Genomic DNA, 18,239 nt, shown 5'->3' with positions numbered 1-18,239 from the left:
ACCGCCATGGTACGCGAGTTGAGCACTCAACCAGCTGTGCTGCGCGGCTCGTTCCAGGCGCCGGCCAGCAGCTGCCGGGTTTCCCCCAGCAGCTGCGGGAGGACCTTCGTGTGCCCGATCACGGGCATGAAGTTCGCGTCCCCGCCCCAGCGCGGCACGAGGTGCTGATGCAGGTGCGCGGCGATGCCGGCACCGGCGATCACGCCCTGGTTCATGCCGATGTTGAACCCGTGCGCCGCGGACACCGCCCGCACCACGCCCATCGCGTGCTGGGTGAACCCGGCCAGCTCCCGCGTCTCGGCCTCGGTGAGGTCCGGGTAGTCCGCCACGTGCCGGTAGGGCACCACCATCAGGTGCCCGGGGTTGTACGGGTAGAGGTTCAGCACCGCGTACACCGTCTCGCCGCGCGCCACGATGAGCGCCTGCTCGTCGTCGAGGCCGGGCAGCCGGCAGAACGGGCAGCCGGGCGGCTCGTCGCCGTCCGGCTTGTCCTGGCCCCGGATGTAGGCCATCCGGTGCGGGGTCCACAGCCGCTGCAACGCGTCCGGGACCCCGATGCCGTCCTGCTCGACGAGGTCGGGTCCGTCCGCGGTGCTCACTTGAGGATCTTCTCCACGGCTTCGGCGGTCGGCGACGAGTTCTCGCGCCGGGCGACCCATTCGGCGATGGCTTCGACGGCCGCGTCCACCGTGACGCCGTTGATCTGGCCGCCGTCGCGGAACCGGAACGACACCGCGCCCGCGTCGGCGTCCTTGCCGCCGGCCAGCAGCAGGAACGGCACCTTCTGCGTGGTGTGCGTGCGGATCTTCTTCTGCATACGGTCGTCGCTCGCGTCCACCTCGACGCGAATCCCCTTGGCGCGCAACGCCTTCTCCACACCGTGCAGATACTCGACCTGGTCGGCGGTGATCGGGATGCCGACCACCTGCACCGGCGAGAGCCACGCCGGGAACGCGCCCGCGTAGTGCTCGGTCAGCACGCCGAAGAACCGCTCGATCGAGCCGAACAGCGCGCGGTGGATCACCAGCGGCTGCTGCCTCGAGCCGTCCGCCGCGGTGTAGGCCAGCTCGAACCGCCGCGGGTGGTTGAAGTCCAGCTGGATGGTCGACATCTGCCAGGACCGGCCGATGGCGTCCTTGGCCTGCACGGAGATCTTCGGCCCGTAGTACGCCGCGCCGCCCGGGTCCGGCACCAGGTCGAGGCCGGAGTCGACGGCCGCCTGTCGCAGCGTTTCGGTGGCCTGCGCCCATTCCTCGTCCGAGCCGATGAACTTGTCCGAGTCCCCGCGGGTGGACAGCTCCAGGTAGAAGTCCGAGAGCCCGTAGTCGGCCAGCAGGTCCAGGACGAACTTCAGCAGCGAGCGCAGCTCACCGGGCATCTGTTCCGGGGTGCAGTAGATGTGCGAGTCGTCCATGGTCAGCCCGCGCACCCGGGTCAGCCCGTGCACCACACCCGACTTCTCGTAGCGGTACACGGTGCCGAACTCGAACAGCCGCAGCGGCAGTTCGCGGTAGGACCGGCCGCGCGAGCGGAAGATCAGGTGGTGCATCGGGCAGTTCATCGCCTTGAGGTAGTAGTTCTCCTCGTCGAACTGCACCGGCGGGAACATGGTGTCGGCGTAGTAGGGCAGATGTCCCGAGGTGAGGAACAACTGCTCCTTGCTGATGTGCGGGGTGTTCACGAACTCGTAGCCGGCCTCCTCGTGCCGGCGGCGCGAGTAGTTCTCCAGCTCCCGGCGGATGATGCCGCCCTTGGGGTGGAACACCGGCAGCCCGGAGCCGATCTCCTCGGGGAAGGAGAACAGGTCCAGTTCGGCGCCGAGGCGGCGGTGGTCGCGGCGTTCGGCTTCGGCGATCCGCTCGAGGTAGGCCTCCTGCGCCTCGGCGGATTCCCACGCGGTGCCGTAGATCCTTTGCAGCTGCGGGTTCTTGTCGTCCCCGCGCCAGTAGGCCGCGGCGACCCGGGTGAGCTTGAACGCGGGGATGAATTTCGTGGTCGGCACGTGCGGACCACGGCAGAGGTCACCCCACACGCGCTCCTTGGTGCGCGGGTCGAGGTTGTCGTAGACGGTCAGCTCGCCGCCGCCGATTTCCATCACCTCCGAGGTGTCCACTTCGGACTTGAGGTCGACCAGCTCAAGCTTGAACGGCTCGTCCTCGAGCTCGGCCCTCGCCTCCTCCCGGGAAGCGAACACGCGACGGGAGAACTGCTGCGCGCCCTTCACGATCTGCTTCATGCGCTTCTCCAGCGCCTGCAGGTCCTCGGGCGTGAACGGCTTGTCCACGGCGAAGTCGTAGTAGAAGCCGTCGCGCACCGGCGGGCCGATGCCGAGCTTCGCCTCGGGAAACTGCTGCTGCACGGCCTGCGCGAGGACGTGCGCCGCGGAGTGCCGGATCACGCTACGGCCGTCCTCGGTGTTCGCGGCAACGGCTTCGACCTGCGCGTCGGCGTCCGGGGTCCACGCGAGATCGCGCAGCTTCCCGTCGACGTCGCGCACGACCACGATCGTGTCCGGCCCCTTGGTGGCCAGGCCGGCCTCCCGCACCGCGGCGCCCGCCGTAGTGCCCGCCGGCACCACCACGCGCGGGGCGGATACGGCGGCGGCTGACGGCGGATGGGACACGATCGTGCTCCTCTGTGTCTGGGTGACTGGTCACGAAGTGACGGGGATGACTCCGCCGATGCTAGCCGGGCCGAGCGGTGCCCTGACGGTGACCACCGTTAAGGCACCGCCAGCGCGCGAGAAGGCCGCCCCGCGCGTCGGCGAGGCGGCCTTCCGGGCCGAGCTGTGCTCAGAGAGTCTCGACGACCTGCTCGAAGTCGAGGCGCGGCAGCCGGTCGAACCACGGGTTGTCGCCGGGCTTGCCGACGTTCACCACGACCAGCGAGCGCCAGTTGTTCCCGCCGAAGAACTCCTTGTCCACCCCGGCCGCGTCGAAGCCGGTCATCGGGCCGGCGGCCAGCCCGGCCGCGCGCACGCCGATGATGAAGTAGCCGACCTGCAGCAGGGAGTTGAGCTTCGAGAACTCGACCCGGCCGCTCTCCTGCGCGAAGAGCTCCTTGGCCTCCGGCTTGTGCGGGAAGGTCTGCGGGATGTTTTCGTGGAAGTCGACGTCCGCGGCCAGGATCACGGTGATCGGCGCGGTCTCGGTCTTCGCGCGGTTGCCCTCGGCCATGAGCGGCAGCAGGCGCTGCTTCGCCTCGTCCGAGCGGATGACCAGCGCACGCAGCGGCTGGGTGTTCATCGAGGTCGGTGCCCACTTGACCAGGTCGTAGATCGCACGGACCTGCTCGTCGGTCACCGGGTCGTCGCTGAAGGTGTTGGCCGTGCGCGCCTCGCGGAAGAGCAGGTTCTGCACGTCGGCGGGCACCTGCAGCTCTTCGCCTGACTCAACGGATGTCGTCATCGGATTCCGGGTTCCTTCCCGTACGGTCGCCTTTCCCGCTGACAACATAGTTGAGCGCTTGACTATTTCCCGCACCGGGAGAATGTGATCCGGCGCACGAAGTCCGGTGAGCGGCGCCGGTGACAGTCTTCCAGACGGCGTCCGGGCCCCGACCGCTGCCGTTCAGTAGGCGCCCTGCCCGGCGAGCACCGCGCGTAGCGCCCCGAACAGCAACCCGCCGAGCGCCACGAGCACCGCCGCGCTGATCAGGCCACGTCCGAGCGTGCGGTACTCCTCCGCTCCTTCGCTGAGCACCCGGACACTCCAAGCCCGGCTGGCCGGAAGCGACAGCAGGACGGCCAGCGCCGTGCCCGAGTGCATGCAGATCGTGCGGCGCCCGACCGTCGAGAACGAGCGCACCGGCCACGACGACAACACAGGACGCGCCCACCTCCGCGGCGACAACCGTGGCCCGGTACCGCCCTTTCCCACCCGGCCGGATGCGCCTTCAGCGCGGCAGACACACGGCCGGGCACCGCGGAACGGGCTCGGTGCCGCCCTCCGGCACCGGGCCGGGCGGCTGCGACGTCCGCGACTGGCGCGGGATGAGGCAGGGGTGGGGCACGGGCCGAGGGGGCACGGGTTGGGGCTTCGGTACCGGGCGGGGCACGGACTGGGGTCGGGGCACCGCCCTCTGCACGGGCTTGGACACCGGGCGGGCCACGGACTTGGCAGTGGACTCGGTAGTGGACCTGGACACCGGCTGGGGCTCAGGCTCGCGCACCGGCTGGGGCTTGGACATCGGCTGGGACACGGTGTGGGGCTGGGGCACCGGCTTGGACTTGCGAACCGGCCGGGGCTGGGCCTCGAGTTCGGGCATCGGCCGTGGCCCGAGCAAGGCGGCGAGCATCGGCCGGGATACGAGCATGGGCTCGGACCCGGGCTTGCGTTCCGGCGCGGGCGGCAAAACGGCTTCAGGCTCCGACTTCTGTCCGAACACTGGCCGCAACACCGCTTCGGGTCCCGCATCAGACTCGGGCTTGCGTCCCAGCACCGGCGCCAACACGGCTTCGAGCTGAGACTCGGGTACGGGCCCGACGGCGAGCTTGGCCACGGCGGCTGCGTTCCTGTCCGCGGGCTCGGCTGGGTTCCTGTCCGCGGATTCAGCTGCGTTCCCGTCCTCGGGTTCAGCTGCATTCCCGTCCTCGGGTTCAGCTGCATTCCCGTCCTCGGATTCTGCTACATTCCTGTCCACAGGTTCAGCCGCATTCCCGCCCGCGGATTCCGCTGCGACCACGGAATCCGCCGGAACCCGCGCCGCAGCAACGGGATCCGCGCTTGCCGGAGACGGAACGGGCATCGCCTCTCTTCCGGCGGCGTGCTGCCCGGTGTGATGGAGCGCGATCCGCGGCAGGTCGGCGAATTCCTCGGCCGGACGAGACGTGACCGCTGGCGGTTTTCCACTCATCGTGGCGACTTTCGCGACCGAACGCTCGTTCTCGGTGCGGGCGCGGTTCCCACTGCGATGGGCCTTCGCGGGCGGATCCGCCGGTGCGAGCACTTCAGCGTGCGCCGTAACACCACCGGCTGTCCGCGACGGCCGCACCGGCTCTTCCATCAGACCTCCCGCGCTGCCCGAGTTCCCGAGAAACCACCGCCGGCACGCTGGGACCCGGTCCGGCGACCGCGCTCCGTGATTACCACGCGACCCCGTTTCAGTCACAGAGAGATGACACATGCCCGGGTATCGGCCCTATTGCCGTTGACGTCGCACGGATTACCAGCCACATCCCGCCCCCTTCCCGGCAAATGGGCACCATCAAGGAGCTCGATAGGTAACTACACAAAGTGATCAGCAATCCGGGTACCCACCATTCCCGCGACTGCGCCACACGCAGCCGTGACCCTCCATTGCAGACAGAATACTGTGTACCGTCCACAAAGGAGCGACCGATCTCGGCGCACTTTGACGGCAGGACTTGCCGAATCCCCGACGGAATCCGGCAGAAACCCCGCCTCACTACTCGCATTCGGCGTCGCGCAGGCGGTACCCACTACCGCGTCACGGCTGCGTCAACACGTCGTTCCGCCGACGCGCTCCCCGCCCGCCTCCGGAGAAGCCCGGCTGTCAGCCACGCCGAGGCGGGATCCGGTGAACCACAACCTTCGTTGTCACCGCGCAGCCTTCACCGCAAACCACCGCAACTTCCATCCGCCGCCAGCTACCCCGCCGCCTTCGCTGCGGCCGATCAGGTGATTCGCGAGTATCCAAGCGACCGGCCAGTGCCCAGGATCACACTTCTGCCGTCGAAGCCGGAACCGTCACCACCTGACGGCCGCGCCACGGCAGGACGAAAGCCTCGGCGGATCCCGCGCAATCCCGGCGTCTCCCACCCGGACCCGCGCCCCCACCGCAGGCCTGACCACGCGAAACGTCCAGAACACAACCAAGGCCCCGGACGGATGTCCGGGGCCTTGGTGGGGGTGGGCGATACTGGGATCGAACCAGTGACCTCTTCGGTGTGAACGAAGCGCTCTCCCGCTGAGCTAATCGCCCCCTCGCGGTGTGAACAGAACTCTACAACACGACTTTCGAGGGCCTGCAAACGGGTGGTTGGAACCAACCACAGAGCGTCTACCAGCGGATACGGAACGAACAACCCCGAGCTAGTCCAGGGTGGCCGGCACCGGGCCCGCGCGCGGGCCGGTTCGACATCCGTGCGACGGTGCTATCGCACGGCGCTCGAACCGCGCAGTATGTACGTGTGGTGCCCACCGGGCGCCCGCGGCAGGCTGCGCGGCGCGGACGGCGGAGGATCAGCGGGACCGCCGGGTCTCGAACGGGTGATCTCGAGCGCACTCGCGTCGGAACCGGCGCTCCGGTGCGTCTCACCGTCGTCCTCGGTCGTCCGGGCCGGGAAGGGAGACGAAGGGTAGGACGATGCGCAACGATCACGTGACGCTCCGCTCGACAGCGGTCTTCGACCTGCTGGCACCGCGCACGCCGGCGGTTCCGGTCAAAGTGGAGCTGCGCTACGACACGCGGGACCCGTACGCGGTCGTCGCCGCCTTCCGCACCGGTCGCGCGGGGTGGGTCGAATGGGTCTACGCCCGCGATCTGCTCGCCGACGGCCTGCTCGCCGACGCCGGCGACGGGGACGTCCGCATCCGCCCCTCGGTCGAGGAGCCGGAGTCGGTGCTGATCGAGCTGAACTCGCCGTCCGGGCACGCCATGTTCGAGGCGTCCGCCCAGGAGCTGGCCGACTTCCTGGACCGCACCTACGACGTGGTGCTGCCGGGCAACGAACACCTGTGGGTCGACGTGGACGACGCGCTCACCCACCTGATCCCGAACGATCTGGCCTGATCACGGGCCCGTCACCGGCGGGAGGCCCCCCGGTGACGGAGTGGTTTCCGGGGTCCGATATGGTTCTCTCACACCACGGCGACGGGGTGCGGAACACCGGCCGAAAGGCCAGGTAGAACCGTCCCGGCACCGCGGATAGTGCGGACGTAGCGCAGCTGGTAGCGCATCACCTTGCCAAGGTGAGGGTCGCGGGTTCGAATCCCGTCGTCCGCTCGGAAGGCTCTCGGGCCTGTCACGGTGGAGTGGCCGAGAGGCGAGGCAACGGCCTGCAAAGCCGTGTACACGGGTTCGAATCCCGTCTCCACCTCGCGCGATTAGCTCAGCGGGAGAGCGCTTCCCTGACACGGAAGAGGTCACTGGTTCAATCCCAGTATCGCGCACCATCTGAAACCGCAGGTCAGAAGCCCTGCTCCTCCTCGGAGGGGCGGGGCTTCAGTCGGTGAGATGGCGAGTCGCCGCCGCGGCTGTCTCACGAGGCGTCGCGCGCACGTGTGGGAACCGCTCCCCCGGCTCGGCACGATCGGCACCAAGGCTGCTGCGGGTCAGCCGGCATGATCGTCGAGCGGTTCGCCAAGCCAGGCCGGGCGACGGTTACCTTGACTTGCCAGTGAGCAAACGGATCGAGGTCTCGCAGGGTCGGGAGACCTTCCGCGCACCGGTACCGTTGCCTGACGCAGACCCGGCCGTCTGCCGAGCGCCGGGCCGTGTGCAGTCGCCGTGCCACTGCCCGATGATCTGATCACGCGCTCGTGTTCGCCTCGCCGAGTGCAACAGTGAGAAGCGGACGCGACAAAGGACTGGAAAGCGCTGACGCAGCCCGCTTCGCGCCCGGAAACAGCCGGGCCGGCGATGCGCGATCACGTCGGCAGCGTCATCGAAGCGATGGCCTACGTCGGCAAGGCCGGCGCCAGCACCTCCGCTCGCCGAGCCGGCGCGACTCGGCCCGGTCCATTTCGGTGGCACGCATGGCGGCTCGCGCCGCACACAAACCCCCCGACCGCCGCGCGGCTGGCGCCGAAGTGCGCGGCGAGCTCCGCCCTATCGGACGCGAAGCGGCCCGTGGCGATGGCCTCGCGAATGACGTCCACCGCCGCGGCGGCCGGGTGGTCGGAGGGATTACGTCTGCCTGTACCGGAAAAGCCGGCAAAGGGAAAGGTACCGAGCGACGAGGGCAACCGGTGTTCACGCGACGGCGTGCACGCGGCGGATCCTGATCGTGGCGGTGGCCAACGCCATCATCACTGCCCCGAAAACGCCGGCGGCCGCGAACGCGGCGAAACCGTAGCCGGCTTGGCCCGCGGCCAGAAGTGTTCCCCCGAGCCAGGGGCCGAAGACGGCGCCGAAGCGGCCCATCCCGGCGACCCAGCCCAGTGCGGTGTCCCGGTCGCTCGCGTCGTGGTGGGCACCGACGGTCGCGTAGACCATGGTCTGCCCGCTGAACAGCAACAGTCCGGCGAAGAACACCACGACGTAGAGCACCGCCACGGGCAGGTGCGCGCCCATCAGGTAGACGAAGACCGCGGTCAGCGTGAACCACAGTACGACGATCTTCCGCGGCCCGACCGCGTCGGACAGCCGGCCCGCCACCAGCATCCCGACGATGCCCCCGAGGTTGAGCGCGGTCGAGAACAGCAGCGAGTCGCCGGTCTCGTAGCCGAGGTCGCCCATGATCTTGGGCAGCCACTGCTGACGTGGTCGAGGCGGCGGACGCCGACACCCCGCCCGGGTTTGGCCTGCGGCTGGTTCTTCAGCTCCGGCGCGAGCTCGGCCGGTGCCTCGTACCAGGCGGTCTCGTGGTAGAGCGCGATCTCGTGACCGTCGGGATCGGCGGTCACCCACAGCGGGCCGACGCCGGGCTCGTCGCGGACCCAGTTCCCAGTCCCGCCGGCCGCTTCGACGGCCGCCGTCCGGCGCTTCAGCGCCTCGGCGGAGGAGCAGCGCAGCGCGGTCCGGCCGAGCCCGGGACGATCGCGGCGCGTGACGATCAGGCTGTGATGTTCGTAGTCGTCCCAGGTACGCAGGTAGACGTGGTCGCCGTCGCGCTCGGCGACGGTCAGGCCGAGAAAGTCGGTGAAGAACGCGACGGTGTCCTCGAGGCACGGCGTGAACAGCTGTGCGTGCCCGAGATGGGCGATGTCGCCGAGCGGCGGACGCGTGGGCGTGTCGGCGACCATGCGCTTGAGGGTGGCGAGGTTCCCGGGAACCGGGGTGCGGGACAAGAGCTTCTCCTAGGGACGAAATCCGGTGACCGGCTCGCCTGGCAATGTAGATGACATACAAGATTGTTGACAAGATTAGCGACGAAACTCGGCCGACTGTGCGCGCACGCGTGCGAACGGGCCGACGACCTGGGTGATCATCCGTGGCCACACGGCCGCTACGTGCGGCCGTCGCAGACTGATGCGCCCGGGCTCGTTGACAGACCGCGAGACCTGCCCGGGACCGGGATCGCAGAACGGACGGTCGGGTTGTGCTCAATCAGCCTCTACGGAGGAAAGCCTCCACCCACGAGAAACGTCGATGCCGGATGCGACCTACACCCAGCCGGAAAATGTTCGAATGCAGGTGCGGCCGGCGACACGGAGCCGGCCGGCGTTGGTGCTCATGGGCCGTCTTCGGCGAGATAAACCTTGGTGGCGAAGACATCGAGTGCCGCGACGCAGTCCTGCAGGGCTTCCTTGGCCACGGTCCGGCGGGCCGCGCCGAGTGAGTCCCGGAGGCGGACCTTGTCCGACCAGCCGCGGAGCTTGGCGAGGTCTTCATCGTTTTCTTCCAGCTCCGCATAGGTGAACTTCCCGGCAGCCGTCTCCTTCTCGATTTCGGCCAGGAAGCCGCGGCACCGGTCGATGATTTCCTCGTACTCCTCGTCCCGTGCGGAGTTGTAGGTCGCGACCACATCACTTGCGCCGGCGAGGACGTCGCAGCGCATCAGCTGGGCAGAACCGCCCAGCTCCTCGACGTGCTTGCGCAGCGAGCGCAGTGCCCGTTCATGCGCGCTCGACGCCGGCAGCACGGCGACCGAGTTCTGCAGGTAGACCGCTCCGGTGCTCTTCAGCTTCCGCCACACGCTCGCGCGCAACCGCGTGGGTTCGCGCGGAACCCGGTAGACCAGGAGCAGCCACCCCGGCGGGGCGGACTCGTGATCGGAGAAGTCCTTGGGCACACACGTAAGCGTGCCAGCACGCAGCTGAACACGTCCACACCGGCGACCCGTCCGCGCCGGGAAGGCGCGGCCATCCGCGTGCCCCTTCGCCGTTTTTCCTTGACCCGATGGGCGCATTGCCCGACCGGGTGAAATCTGACAACATCCTGTGCACGGTCGACGAAGCTGTAGACTCTGGGGAGTTGCCGATGACACCGATCCTCGAGTTCGTCCTGGGCATCGCGGTTCTCGTCTACAGCGCCGAAAAGCTGATCGGCTACCTGGTCGGAGTCGCCAGCCGGTGGGCCGTCTCGCTGTTCCTCATCGCGGTCGTGTTCACCGGGATCGAGTTCGACGATCTCGTGTTCGGCCTCGTGCTGAACCTCGAGGATCTCAGCAGCGTCGCGCTCGGCACGGTGATCGGGACCACGATCGCCATGACCGGGATCGTGCTCGCGCTCGCGGCCGTCATCGCCCCGTGCCGGGTGGACGTGCCCCGCGGATACCTGGTCTTGTTCGTGGCCGCGCCGGTGGTGATGTTCGTGCTGGCGCTGACCGGCGGGCTCACGCAGGGTACCGGGATCCTGTTCGTGGCCTTCGTGGGCTGGATCGGCTATCGCGAATACGTCGCGCGGCGGCCCGTGTGGCGCAACGCCGAACTCTACGAGCAGCTCGAGAATGCCGGCGTGGGCGGGGGCGGCACGGCGACCCTCGCCGCCGGAGACCCGCACGCGCGCGGTGCCGGTGGGAGCGGCGGTTTCCACCTGCCCCCGGACCTGCGGGTCGACCAGGGTTTTCTCGCGGCACGAAGGCATTCCGCCGGCCGGAACGTGGCATTCGGGCTCCTCGCGCTGGCCGGCGACGCTGGCACTGTCCCTCGAGGACGTCTTCCTCACCGTGGAGCCCGCCCGCAGGGGCGCGCCGGAGATCGGAGTCGCCAACGTCATCGGCAGCGTGGTGTTCTCGGTCACCGGCAAGATCGGGATCATCCTGCTGTTCGGCGGAGTGATCACTGTCGATTACGAGGTCGTGAGCTGGCACCTGCCGGTGCTGCTACTGATGACGGTGCCCGCCGCGGTCTTCCTGGGCACCGGGCGGCTGCGCCGTTGGCACGGCATCGTCCTGCTCGCCTGCTACGTCGCCTACTTCGTCATCAGCCTGGTGGCCTTCGGCGAGGTTCCCGTCGACGACGACTGATCTGCTCCGCCGGGCTGTCCACATCGGACCGTGGTGGTCTGGTCAGGCACGCTGCCACGACGACCAGTACCGGCAGTGCGCAGAGCGCGACCAGTGCGTCCCGATAGGAATCCGACCACGCGCGTCCCAGCGCGAGGACGACGGGGCCGAGCGCGGAGGTGCCGATGATGACCGAATGCACCACACCGCGCAGGGTCCCCAGATGTCCCTGGCCGAAGCAGTCGCTGAAGACCACCGCCCGCAGCGTGCGCACTCCGGCGGTGGAGGCGCCGAGCGCCAAGCCGTAGGCGACGGCCGGCCAGCCGGGCCGCACCCAGCCGGCGGTGAGCGTGGTGAGCGCGAGGACCGCCATGACGGCGATGATCAGTGTCCGATCGCCGATGTGATCGGCCAGCCAGCCGACGAGGAAGCTGGCGAGCAGTCCGGCGAACAGCTGCGGTACGAAGTTCGCCGCCGCCTCGGCGAGGCCGAGACCGCGTTCCCCCAGCAGGGAGACTTGGTGGAACGTCAGCGCCGTGGTGATCAGGCTGCATACGCCCGCACCGCTGACGACGACCCAGAACACCGCCGTGCGGCTGGCGTCCCGTAGCGTCCAGCCGGCCGGGGGTTCCCGTGCCGATGCCGCGGATCCGGCATCGGCTTCGGTCGTGCGCGCTCCCCCGTCGGCAAGCACGCGGCGCGGGAGCACGAACAATGCCGCGGGCACGGCCAGCACGAGAACTGCCCAGCCCTCCAGCTGCCAGACGGCGCGCCAGCCGAGTCCGCCGATCAGCCGCTCGAGTGCCAACGGCGCGAGCGAGATCGCGGAGGTGCCGATCGCCGAGACGACACCCATCGCCAGTCCCCGGTGCCGCTGTACATACACCGCCACGACGGTGGTCGCCACGAGGCTCAGCGCGCCCTGTCCGCCGATGCGAATGCCGACGAAGGCAGTGCTCAGCCCCACGAACCCGGTGACCGTGCCGGCCGCCACCAGAACCGCACCGAAGCAGAGCGCGACGGCGACCATGCCGCGGCGTGGTCCGTGGCGATCGAGCAGCCTGCCGAGCAGCGGCATCACCAGCACACCGGCCAGCGAGCCGATCGAATAGGCCATGGCCACCGACGATCGCGACACGTGCAGCGAGGTGCTCAGCGGGTCGACGAACACCGAGATGGCCGGCGTCTGCCCGGGAGCGGTCATGGCCATCGCCACCGAGGCCGAAACGAGCACCCGTCCCCGGTGGCCGGTGGCACCTCGGAGCCGTCCTTCCGCCCGTGCCGGACTGGACCGGGTGGCGCCGATCGACACGAGATCTCCCGCGCGTATTTGTGGTCGGTCAGGGCTTGAAGAACGAGGAATCGTGGGTTTCGCCGAGCGTCGCGCGTCCGATGGTGGCGAGAACGTGATCGTCGTTGTCGTGACGGGCGTAGAAGGTGAGGTCGCGCAGGATCCGTTCCACCGGGCTGGGCCGGACGAGACTGCGTGCCCCGCAGGCGCGAACGCAGTGCTCTACCGTCTCCAGGGCGAGATGTTCGACCAGGTGGCGGGCGCAGTTTCCGGCGCGCTGCGCTTCCGCACGCCGCCCGCGGTCCCAGAACTGCGCGACGTGGGCGAGCCAGAGGTGCGAGGTCTGGAGGTTGACCGCCATGGAGCCGGCGCGGTGGTGGACGTAGGGATCGGCGGTCTTGTTCTGGCGGGTCAGGTATTCGAGCGCGTAGTCGAAGGCGCCTTCGGCGGCACCGAGGAAACTCGCCGCATAGTGCGGGGTGAACGCACTTTGCCAACCCTCGTGCAGGTAGGCGCCGGGTTCCCCGACGAGGTTTTCCTGAGGCAGGAAGGTCTGGTCGAACTCGACCACGTGACTTGCGGTGGCCCGCATGCCGATCGGGTCCCACCACGACTCGTCGACGGTGACGGTGGGGTCGGACAGGTCGCACGCGAGCAGGAGCAGCCCTTCCGCCGGAGCGTCCGCGTGCCGGGCGCCTCCCGGTCCCGCGGTGTTGACGAGCAGCAGGGCCCAGTCCGCGCCGGTCGCACTCGTCGCGAACGCCTTGGTTCCCTCCAGCACCCATCCGCCGTCGACGGCGGTGATGCCGGTGCCGAACCTGGTGCCTTCACCGGGCTTCCGCGCTTGCGGTTCGCCGCTCCACGCCACCCATTTCTGGCCGCCGCGCACGATTCCGTCGAACCAGCGCTCCTGCTGCTGCTCGGAAGCCAGCGCATGGAGGAGCACCAGCGAATTGGTGTGCCCCTCCCAGCATCGGCCGAGTGAGAGGTCGGCCTTGGCCAGTTCCTTGGTCATCAGCCACAGGGTGAGCGTGTCACCGTTCAGCGGGCCGAGCCCCAGTCCGCCGTGCTCGCGGGGCACGGTGGCCGCGTTCAGCCCTGCCGCGGCCAGGTCGTCGAAGTCCTCGCCGGGAAACGTCGCCGCCCGGTCGTGTTCGTCCGCACGCTTGGCGCACGCCTCGGCGACCTCCCCGACGCGTCCGATCAGGTCACGGCCTTGCGGGCGGAGTTCGTGCAGCCACGGCGTTTCGGAGATCTTGTCGAGGGTCACGGGGGATCCTTCCGGTCGGTTTCGGCGGCTTCAGCAGCGCCGGGAACGGTCGCGCCGGGCGATACGCGCGGCGTGCAGCAGCGCCCGGGTCTGCTCGGTCGGGATGTGGTGGCCGGTCATCAGGTGGAACTGGCAGCCGGCGTCGGCAAGCAGCACGTCCCATCCGTCCACGACGGCGAGCCCGCGATCACGAGCGGCGGTGACGACCGCGGTCTCTCCGGACGTGTAAACCATGTCGACGACGACCGCGTCGTCCGGGAGCCCGCACAACCGGAACGGCACCCGGTCGGTCACCGGCGTCGCGTGCACGAGCACCGAATACCCGTCCGCGCGGAACGAGTCCAGTGGGGTGAAGCCGAAACCGAGCTGCTCGGCGACGGCTCGGCCGCGGCGCGGATCACGGTTGACGAGCACCGGGTCGGCACCGCAGTCGGCGAGCGCGAGTGCTGCGGCGCGTCCGGCACCGCCGCAGCCGATCACCGCGGCCTTGCGACCGGAGACGGGTACCTCGAAACCGTCCAGTGCCCTGCTGACCGCGGGACTGTTGGACGTGTCGGCGCACCAGGACTTTTCCCGCCGGACGAGCGAATTCGCCGATCCCGACCGGCGTGCCGCGGGACTGGTCGTCCGTGCCGAGCCGAGCGCCGCCTCCTTGTGCGGTGACACGACAGTGGCCGCGCGCAGGGGAAAGCCGAGTTCGGCGAGCCCGGACTCGGCGACTTCACTCCAGAAGGAACCGAAGTCCGTCACCTGGAACGGCAGGTAGAGCGCCGGGATGTCGAGCGTGCGGTAGCCGGTGTTGTGCACGCGCGGCGACACCGATTTCAGGACCGAACCACCGATGATGCCGTACACCGTGTCCAGGGGCCGAAGCCGCGGGAACCCGTAGTCCCCCACCAGTTGCCCGACAGTCGGCAGGTCGGTGCTGGTGCCGTCCACCCCGCCGAAGACGACGGGCGCGCCGAGCCGGGGGGCCAGCAGACGGCTCCAGAACCCGGCGGCTCCGGTGCCGAACGCGGTGACATCCGGCCGCCCGAGGTCGTGGAGAAACCGCAGTGGTGCCAACGCCTGTTCGGCTCGCGACACTTCGGTCGTGAAGAGGTACAGGCCGGCGCCGGCGGCCGCCATGCGGTCGAAGCGCTCGTGCAACACGCCGTGTCCGGCGGCGGTTCCGTGCCAGGAGATCCGGCGCTGCGCGACCGGAATGCGCTCCAGCAGCTCTGGGACCAGATCGTGGTCGGCTTCCAGATCGACCACGTCGTAGTGCTCGGCCGCGGCGAGCAGCCGGGTGCGCCGCGCCTCGGCCGAGCCGTCGAACTCGCCACCGTGGGCACGGCTGCGCAGGCAGTACCCGAGACGACCGTCGAAACGCGCCCGCAACCAGGCCGGGTCCACCTCACCGACGAGATCGGCCCGGACCTCGACCAGCTCCGCCCGGTGCCGGAGCTGGTCCAGCTCGGCTCTCCCGCGCGGCAGCGGATCGGTCATCACAGCGTTGATCGCAGCGCTGTCCCACTTCACCTCTGAACCATCGACGCGGATCACCGTCGCCTCCCAGTTGTGCGAATAGTGGAATCGGTCAGGTTACGGCGAATTCCTGTTTTACATTTTCGCTCGCAGTCTGCGCTGCACGGCAGCGCTTGCCGCGTCAAGGACGATGAACCCGACCAGGGTGACGCCTAGTACTCCAGCCGTAGATCGTGATGTTCATGGTTCTCGGGTGGCTTGTCGCTGGTAGTGGGCCTGCCGTGCTCGGTATTGGTGTTGTCTGCGCCAGATCGAGCAGCGTAGTCGGTGCGCGATGTCGGTGATCGGTGTGATGGCGAGTGTGGCGAATAGGTGCTGGACTTCGTTGCAGGTCAAGGAAATCCAGTCGGTCGAGGTCGCTTGCCGGGTGCGCTCGGTGGCGGCAACGATGGTGAGGAAGGCGTGGGCGAGCATCGCCAGGATGGTCCAGCGGTGCCAGGAGGTCCAGCGGCGGACTTGGTGCTGGTCAAGTCCGGTGAGTCCTTTGCTGGTTTGGAAGGATTCCTCGACGCGCCATCGGGTTCCGGCCACCCGCACCAGAACGGGCAGCGCGGTGGCAGTGGCTGCGAAGCAGCGGTAGAACGCGAGTTCTTTCGTGCGGCGGTTGCGCCGGATCAGCAGCCACCGGTGTCCCGCCGGTGTGGTGTCAGGGTCGATGTCGATCAGGGCCCAGTCGTAGTAGCGGTGTCCTTTCGCGCCCGCACCGGCGGAGAAGCGTTGCCACACGTGTTTCGGCAGCCGTCCCGCGAGGTCGTCGGGGCGGAAGGTGCCGACTCCGGTCGCGACGCGGCGGTCGCGTCCGATGGCCAGCACGTAGCCGGCACCACGGTGTTCCAGTTCCGTGCGCAGGTGCGGGTCGGCGCCATACACTTCGTCGCCGGTCACCCAGGACGCCGTGATTCCGGCGTCGAGGGTGCGGGCGATCATCTCGGTGGCCAGCGCCGGTTTGGTCGCGAACGCGATGTTCTCGTCGATTCCGGCCGCGTGGCAGCGTTCGGGGTCGCTGGTCCAGGACTTCGGCAGATACAGGGCCCGGTCCACGAAGGCGTGTCCCGCGGTGGTGGCGTAGGTCAGATAGACCGCGACCTGGGAGTTCTCGATCCGCCCAGCAGTGCCCGTGTACTGGCGCTGCGTCCCGACCGTGTGGCTGCCTTTCTTCACATCCCCGGTCTCGTCCACGATCAGGACCGCGTCAGTCTCACCGAGGTGCTCGACCACGTAGTCACGCAGGTCGTCGCGTACCGCGTCGGCGTCCCACACCGCCCGCGCCAGCACATGCTGCAACCTGTCCGGGCTCGGGTCCCCGACATACTCGGCGATGGTCCAGCAATTCTTCCGCGGCAACTCAGACATCAACCCCAGCAACAACTTCTCCGCCCCACGACGCGGTTCGACCCGCCCGAACCGGCCCGCGATCCGCCCCATGAGCTCATCGAACATCGCCCGCCACCGGACAGGGTCTATGCTCACACCTGCGGCCGTCAGGCGATCTTGGGAAGTCCACACAACCAACCATGATCAACTGTCGGCCGCACCCATCTCCAGGCACCCCCCCCACCAGCCCCGATCACGAAGTCCGGCTGGAGTACTAGTATCGGAATGGCCCAGACCAGAATTCCATTGATGAGCACCACTGCAAGCGATTCCGTTCTCGAAAGAGAACGCCAGACCGGCGGTGGCGCGGGTGGCCACAACGCAGCGCGGGGACGCCTGACCCACCACATCCGATAAGCGACGGCGATCAGCACCAGTGCGCCGACGGCGAGCAGGGACACGACGATCTGATTGGCGATGCCGAACAACGTGCCGCCATGCGCTTGGACACCGAGAAAATCGAGTTTGGCCGGCAGCGGGTAGTCGTCGAACGCGACGCGTTCGGTCACTTCGGCGGTGTAGGGATCGACCGCGATGCTGTCGTGCCGGACCGGCCAGCCGGTGCCGGTCTCGGCTACCTTCCACACCTCACCCTGTCCTCCGGGCGGGGTCATGGTCAGCTCCCCACGCAGTCCGGTGGCGCCGGCGGTCGCCAGTACCTGCTCGACGGTGATCTGCTCCGCCCCTTGCGGTACGGCGACTTTCCCGGCTTCGAGATGCGGTTCGGCGGAGCTGAGGGTCTCGAGCAGCTGGTCCACCCGATCACCCACGTAATCGGACTGGGAGAAGCCGGTGATCGCGAGCGCCACGAGGCCGACGCCGAGGAACACACCCAGCCGACCATGCAGACTCCGCAACCGAGCCTGCCGGGACGACGACCGCCGCGACCCGGCAGGGCCACCGCGCTCCCCTCGGGAGCGTCGCTGGACGACCCACAAGACGAAGCCGAACAGGACGATCACCGGGAGCCAGCTGGTCGCGAATTCGGAGTAGAGCCTGCCCGGCGAGCCGAGACCCAGGTTGCCGTGCAGGTTTCGCAGCCACACCTGTGCCGGCGGGCGATCCTTGACCGTGACGAGCTCCCCTTGCACGTGGTTGGTGTAGGGGTTGACGTAGACGGTGAGGTCTTCGCCGGAGAATGTGTCGAGGTCCGGCAGTCCGGGCACCGACAGCACGATCCTGGTGGTGCGATCCCGATCGGCTGGTGGGATGACCTCCTTGACCGTCCCGTCCGGATGGGCTGCCATCGCCGCGGCGACCTGGCCCGAAGCAGGCCGCGGCGCTCCGGTGACGCTGTCGGCGAACAGCTGCGGCCCGTACAGTGCGTCGACGATCTGCGGAGTGCACGCGTTGGCCAATCCGGTAAGACACATGACCACCAGGAACGGCGCAACTGCCAAACCCGCCAGGAAGTGCACCCGCCGCGCGAGAAGTCCCAGTCCCGAACGCGACTTCGCCGCGCTCGGGAGGTCGGCGGAGGCACGCTTCGAGGCAAGCGGCGATTCCTCCGGCGGATCCGGTGACCGGCCGGTGGTGGGCGTGGCCATGCAACTCCTGAGAGAAGTGACTTGACGGCGGAAAAAATCGGCGGCGACGCGGCCTTCTGGCATTTCTCTCTGAATACGGGGTCGACTTTTCACGTCCCCATCGCCTGCCGCGAATAATGCTGGTTCACCGCATCCGCGGCATCAAGCTCCGGGTGACCA

General features: G+C 68.7%; 14 protein-coding genes, 4 tRNA genes and 1 pseudogene. 5 read left to right on the top strand and 14 right to left on the bottom strand.

Annotation, left to right across the window (positions count from 1 at the left end; translation table 11 throughout):
- Positions 1–26: 26 nt before the first annotated feature.
- The 5 genes from BJY18_RS03290 to BJY18_RS03270 all read right to left on the bottom strand — a co-directional run bounded on the left by BJY18_RS03290 (position 27) and on the right by BJY18_RS03270 (position 5,943).
- A complete protein-coding gene (locus BJY18_RS03290) occupies positions 27–599 on the bottom strand; it encodes an HIT family protein (protein WP_184777526.1) in 573 nt (190 codons plus the stop codon).
- Positions 596–2,623, bottom strand: coding sequence for a threonine--tRNA ligase (gene thrS / locus BJY18_RS03285; protein ID WP_184777524.1), 2,028 nt, complete (start codon positions 2,621–2,623; stop codon positions 596–598). Before thrS ends, BJY18_RS03290 begins: the two co-directional genes overlap by 4 nt.
- Before the next feature lie 169 nt (positions 2,624–2,792).
- Positions 2,793–3,407, bottom strand: coding sequence for a malonic semialdehyde reductase (locus BJY18_RS03280; protein WP_184777523.1), 615 nt, complete (start codon positions 3,405–3,407; stop codon positions 2,793–2,795).
- A gap of 162 nt (positions 3,408–3,569) precedes the next feature.
- On the bottom strand, positions 3,570–3,806 hold the full coding sequence (locus BJY18_RS03275) for a hypothetical protein (protein ID WP_184777521.1): 237 nt from the start codon (positions 3,804–3,806) through the stop codon (positions 3,570–3,572).
- A 2,065-nt stretch (positions 3,807–5,871) separates the two neighbouring features.
- Positions 5,872–5,943 (bottom strand) — tRNA-Val (locus BJY18_RS03270).
- Between the two features lie 384 nt (positions 5,944–6,327).
- On the opposite strand from BJY18_RS03270, the gene BJY18_RS03265 reads away from it, so the two are divergent.
- The 4 genes from BJY18_RS03265 (at position 6,328) to BJY18_RS03250 (ending at position 7,136) form a co-directional block, all read left to right on the top strand.
- On the top strand, positions 6,328–6,753 hold the full coding sequence (locus BJY18_RS03265; RefSeq protein WP_184777519.1) for an SsgA family sporulation/cell division regulator: 426 nt from the start codon (positions 6,328–6,330) through the stop codon (positions 6,751–6,753).
- 140 nt (positions 6,754–6,893) lie between these two features.
- Positions 6,894–6,966 (top strand) — tRNA-Gly (locus tag BJY18_RS03260).
- 23 nt (positions 6,967–6,989) lie between these two features.
- Positions 6,990–7,060 (top strand) — tRNA-Cys (locus tag BJY18_RS03255).
- Position 7,061: 1 nt separating this feature from the next.
- A tRNA-Val gene (locus tag BJY18_RS03250) sits at positions 7,062–7,136 on the top strand.
- Between the two features lie 799 nt (positions 7,137–7,935).
- Here BJY18_RS03250 and BJY18_RS03245 read toward each other — a convergent pair.
- From BJY18_RS03245 to BJY18_RS36610, 4 genes and pseudogenes are all read right to left on the bottom strand, one after another.
- The gene (locus tag BJY18_RS03245; RefSeq protein WP_184777517.1) at positions 7,936–8,421 is read right to left on the bottom strand and encodes an MFS transporter; all 486 of its coding nucleotides are present in this window, start codon (positions 8,419–8,421) and stop codon (positions 7,936–7,938) included.
- Positions 8,422–8,612: 191 nt separating this feature from the next.
- Positions 8,613–8,927, bottom strand: a pseudogene (locus tag BJY18_RS37945) (VOC family protein); the annotation flags it as partial.
- Between the two features lie 428 nt (positions 8,928–9,355).
- Positions 9,356–9,916, bottom strand: a complete 561-nt coding sequence (locus tag BJY18_RS03235) for a Chromate resistance protein ChrB (RefSeq protein ID WP_221457535.1) — start codon at positions 9,914–9,916, stop codon at positions 9,356–9,358.
- A gap of 256 nt (positions 9,917–10,172) precedes the next feature.
- The gene (locus tag BJY18_RS36610; RefSeq protein WP_246458755.1) at positions 10,173–10,463 is read right to left on the bottom strand and encodes a hypothetical protein; all 291 of its coding nucleotides are present in this window, start codon (positions 10,461–10,463) and stop codon (positions 10,173–10,175) included.
- 110 nt (positions 10,464–10,573) lie between these two features.
- Here BJY18_RS36610 and BJY18_RS36605 point away from each other — a divergent pair, with 110 nt between their 5' ends.
- The gene (locus BJY18_RS36605) at positions 10,574–11,092 is read left to right on the top strand and encodes a sodium:calcium antiporter (protein WP_246458753.1); all 519 of its coding nucleotides are present in this window, start codon (positions 10,574–10,576) and stop codon (positions 11,090–11,092) included.
- On the opposite strand, the gene BJY18_RS03225 is transcribed toward BJY18_RS36605, so the two are convergent.
- From BJY18_RS03225 to BJY18_RS03205, 5 genes are all read right to left on the bottom strand, one after another.
- Complete coding sequence (locus BJY18_RS03225; protein WP_221457533.1) at positions 11,049–12,305, bottom strand: MFS transporter; 1,257 nt, start codon at positions 12,303–12,305, stop codon at positions 11,049–11,051. The genes BJY18_RS36605 and BJY18_RS03225 overlap by 44 nt on opposite strands.
- 106 nt (positions 12,306–12,411) lie before the next feature.
- On the bottom strand, positions 12,412–13,632 hold the full coding sequence (locus BJY18_RS03220) for an acyl-CoA dehydrogenase family protein (protein ID WP_221457532.1): 1,221 nt from the start codon (positions 13,630–13,632) through the stop codon (positions 12,412–12,414).
- 30 nt (positions 13,633–13,662) lie between these two features.
- Positions 13,663–15,153, bottom strand: coding sequence for a type I 3-dehydroquinate dehydratase (locus tag BJY18_RS03215; RefSeq protein ID WP_184777513.1), 1,491 nt, complete (start codon positions 15,151–15,153; stop codon positions 13,663–13,665).
- Between the two features lie 186 nt (positions 15,154–15,339).
- Positions 15,340–16,599 carry an IS701 family transposase gene (locus tag BJY18_RS03210; protein WP_446680338.1) on the bottom strand — a complete coding sequence of 420 codons (1,260 nt, stop codon included), beginning with the start codon at positions 16,597–16,599 and terminating at the stop codon, positions 15,340–15,342.
- Positions 16,600–16,640: 41 nt separating this feature from the next.
- Positions 16,641–18,080: a PepSY-associated TM helix domain-containing protein gene (locus BJY18_RS03205; protein WP_184777511.1), complete on the bottom strand. Its 1,440-nt coding sequence runs from the start codon at positions 18,078–18,080 to the stop codon at positions 16,641–16,643.
- Positions 18,081–18,239 lie beyond the last annotated feature (159 nt).

It is taken from the genome of Amycolatopsis jiangsuensis (genome assembly GCF_014204865.1).
GTDB classification, from domain to species: Bacteria; Actinomycetota; Actinomycetes; order Mycobacteriales; family Pseudonocardiaceae; genus Amycolatopsis; species Amycolatopsis jiangsuensis.
This window is presented reverse-complemented; position numbering and strand designations above follow the sequence as displayed.

Coding starts and splice junctions, on each gene's coding strand:
- BJY18_RS03280 (WP_184777523.1), bottom strand. CDS start 3,407: ATGACGACATCCGTTGAGTCAGGCGAAGAGCTGCAGGTGCCCGCCGAC.
- BJY18_RS03265 (WP_184777519.1), top strand. CDS start 6,328: ATGCGCAACGATCACGTGACGCTCCGCTCGACAGCGGTCTTCGACCTG.
- BJY18_RS03245 (WP_184777517.1), bottom strand. CDS start 8,421: ATGGGCGACCTCGGCTACGAGACCGGCGACTCGCTGCTGTTCTCGACC.
- BJY18_RS36605 (WP_246458753.1), top strand. CDS start 10,574: ATGCCGGCGTGGGCGGGGGCGGCACGGCGACCCTCGCCGCCGGAGACC.
- BJY18_RS03210 (WP_446680338.1), bottom strand. CDS start 16,599: ATGTTCGATGAGCTCATGGGGCGGATCGCGGGCCGGTTCGGGCGGGTC.
- BJY18_RS03205 (WP_184777511.1), bottom strand. CDS start 18,080: ATGGCCACGCCCACCACCGGCCGGTCACCGGATCCGCCGGAGGAATCG.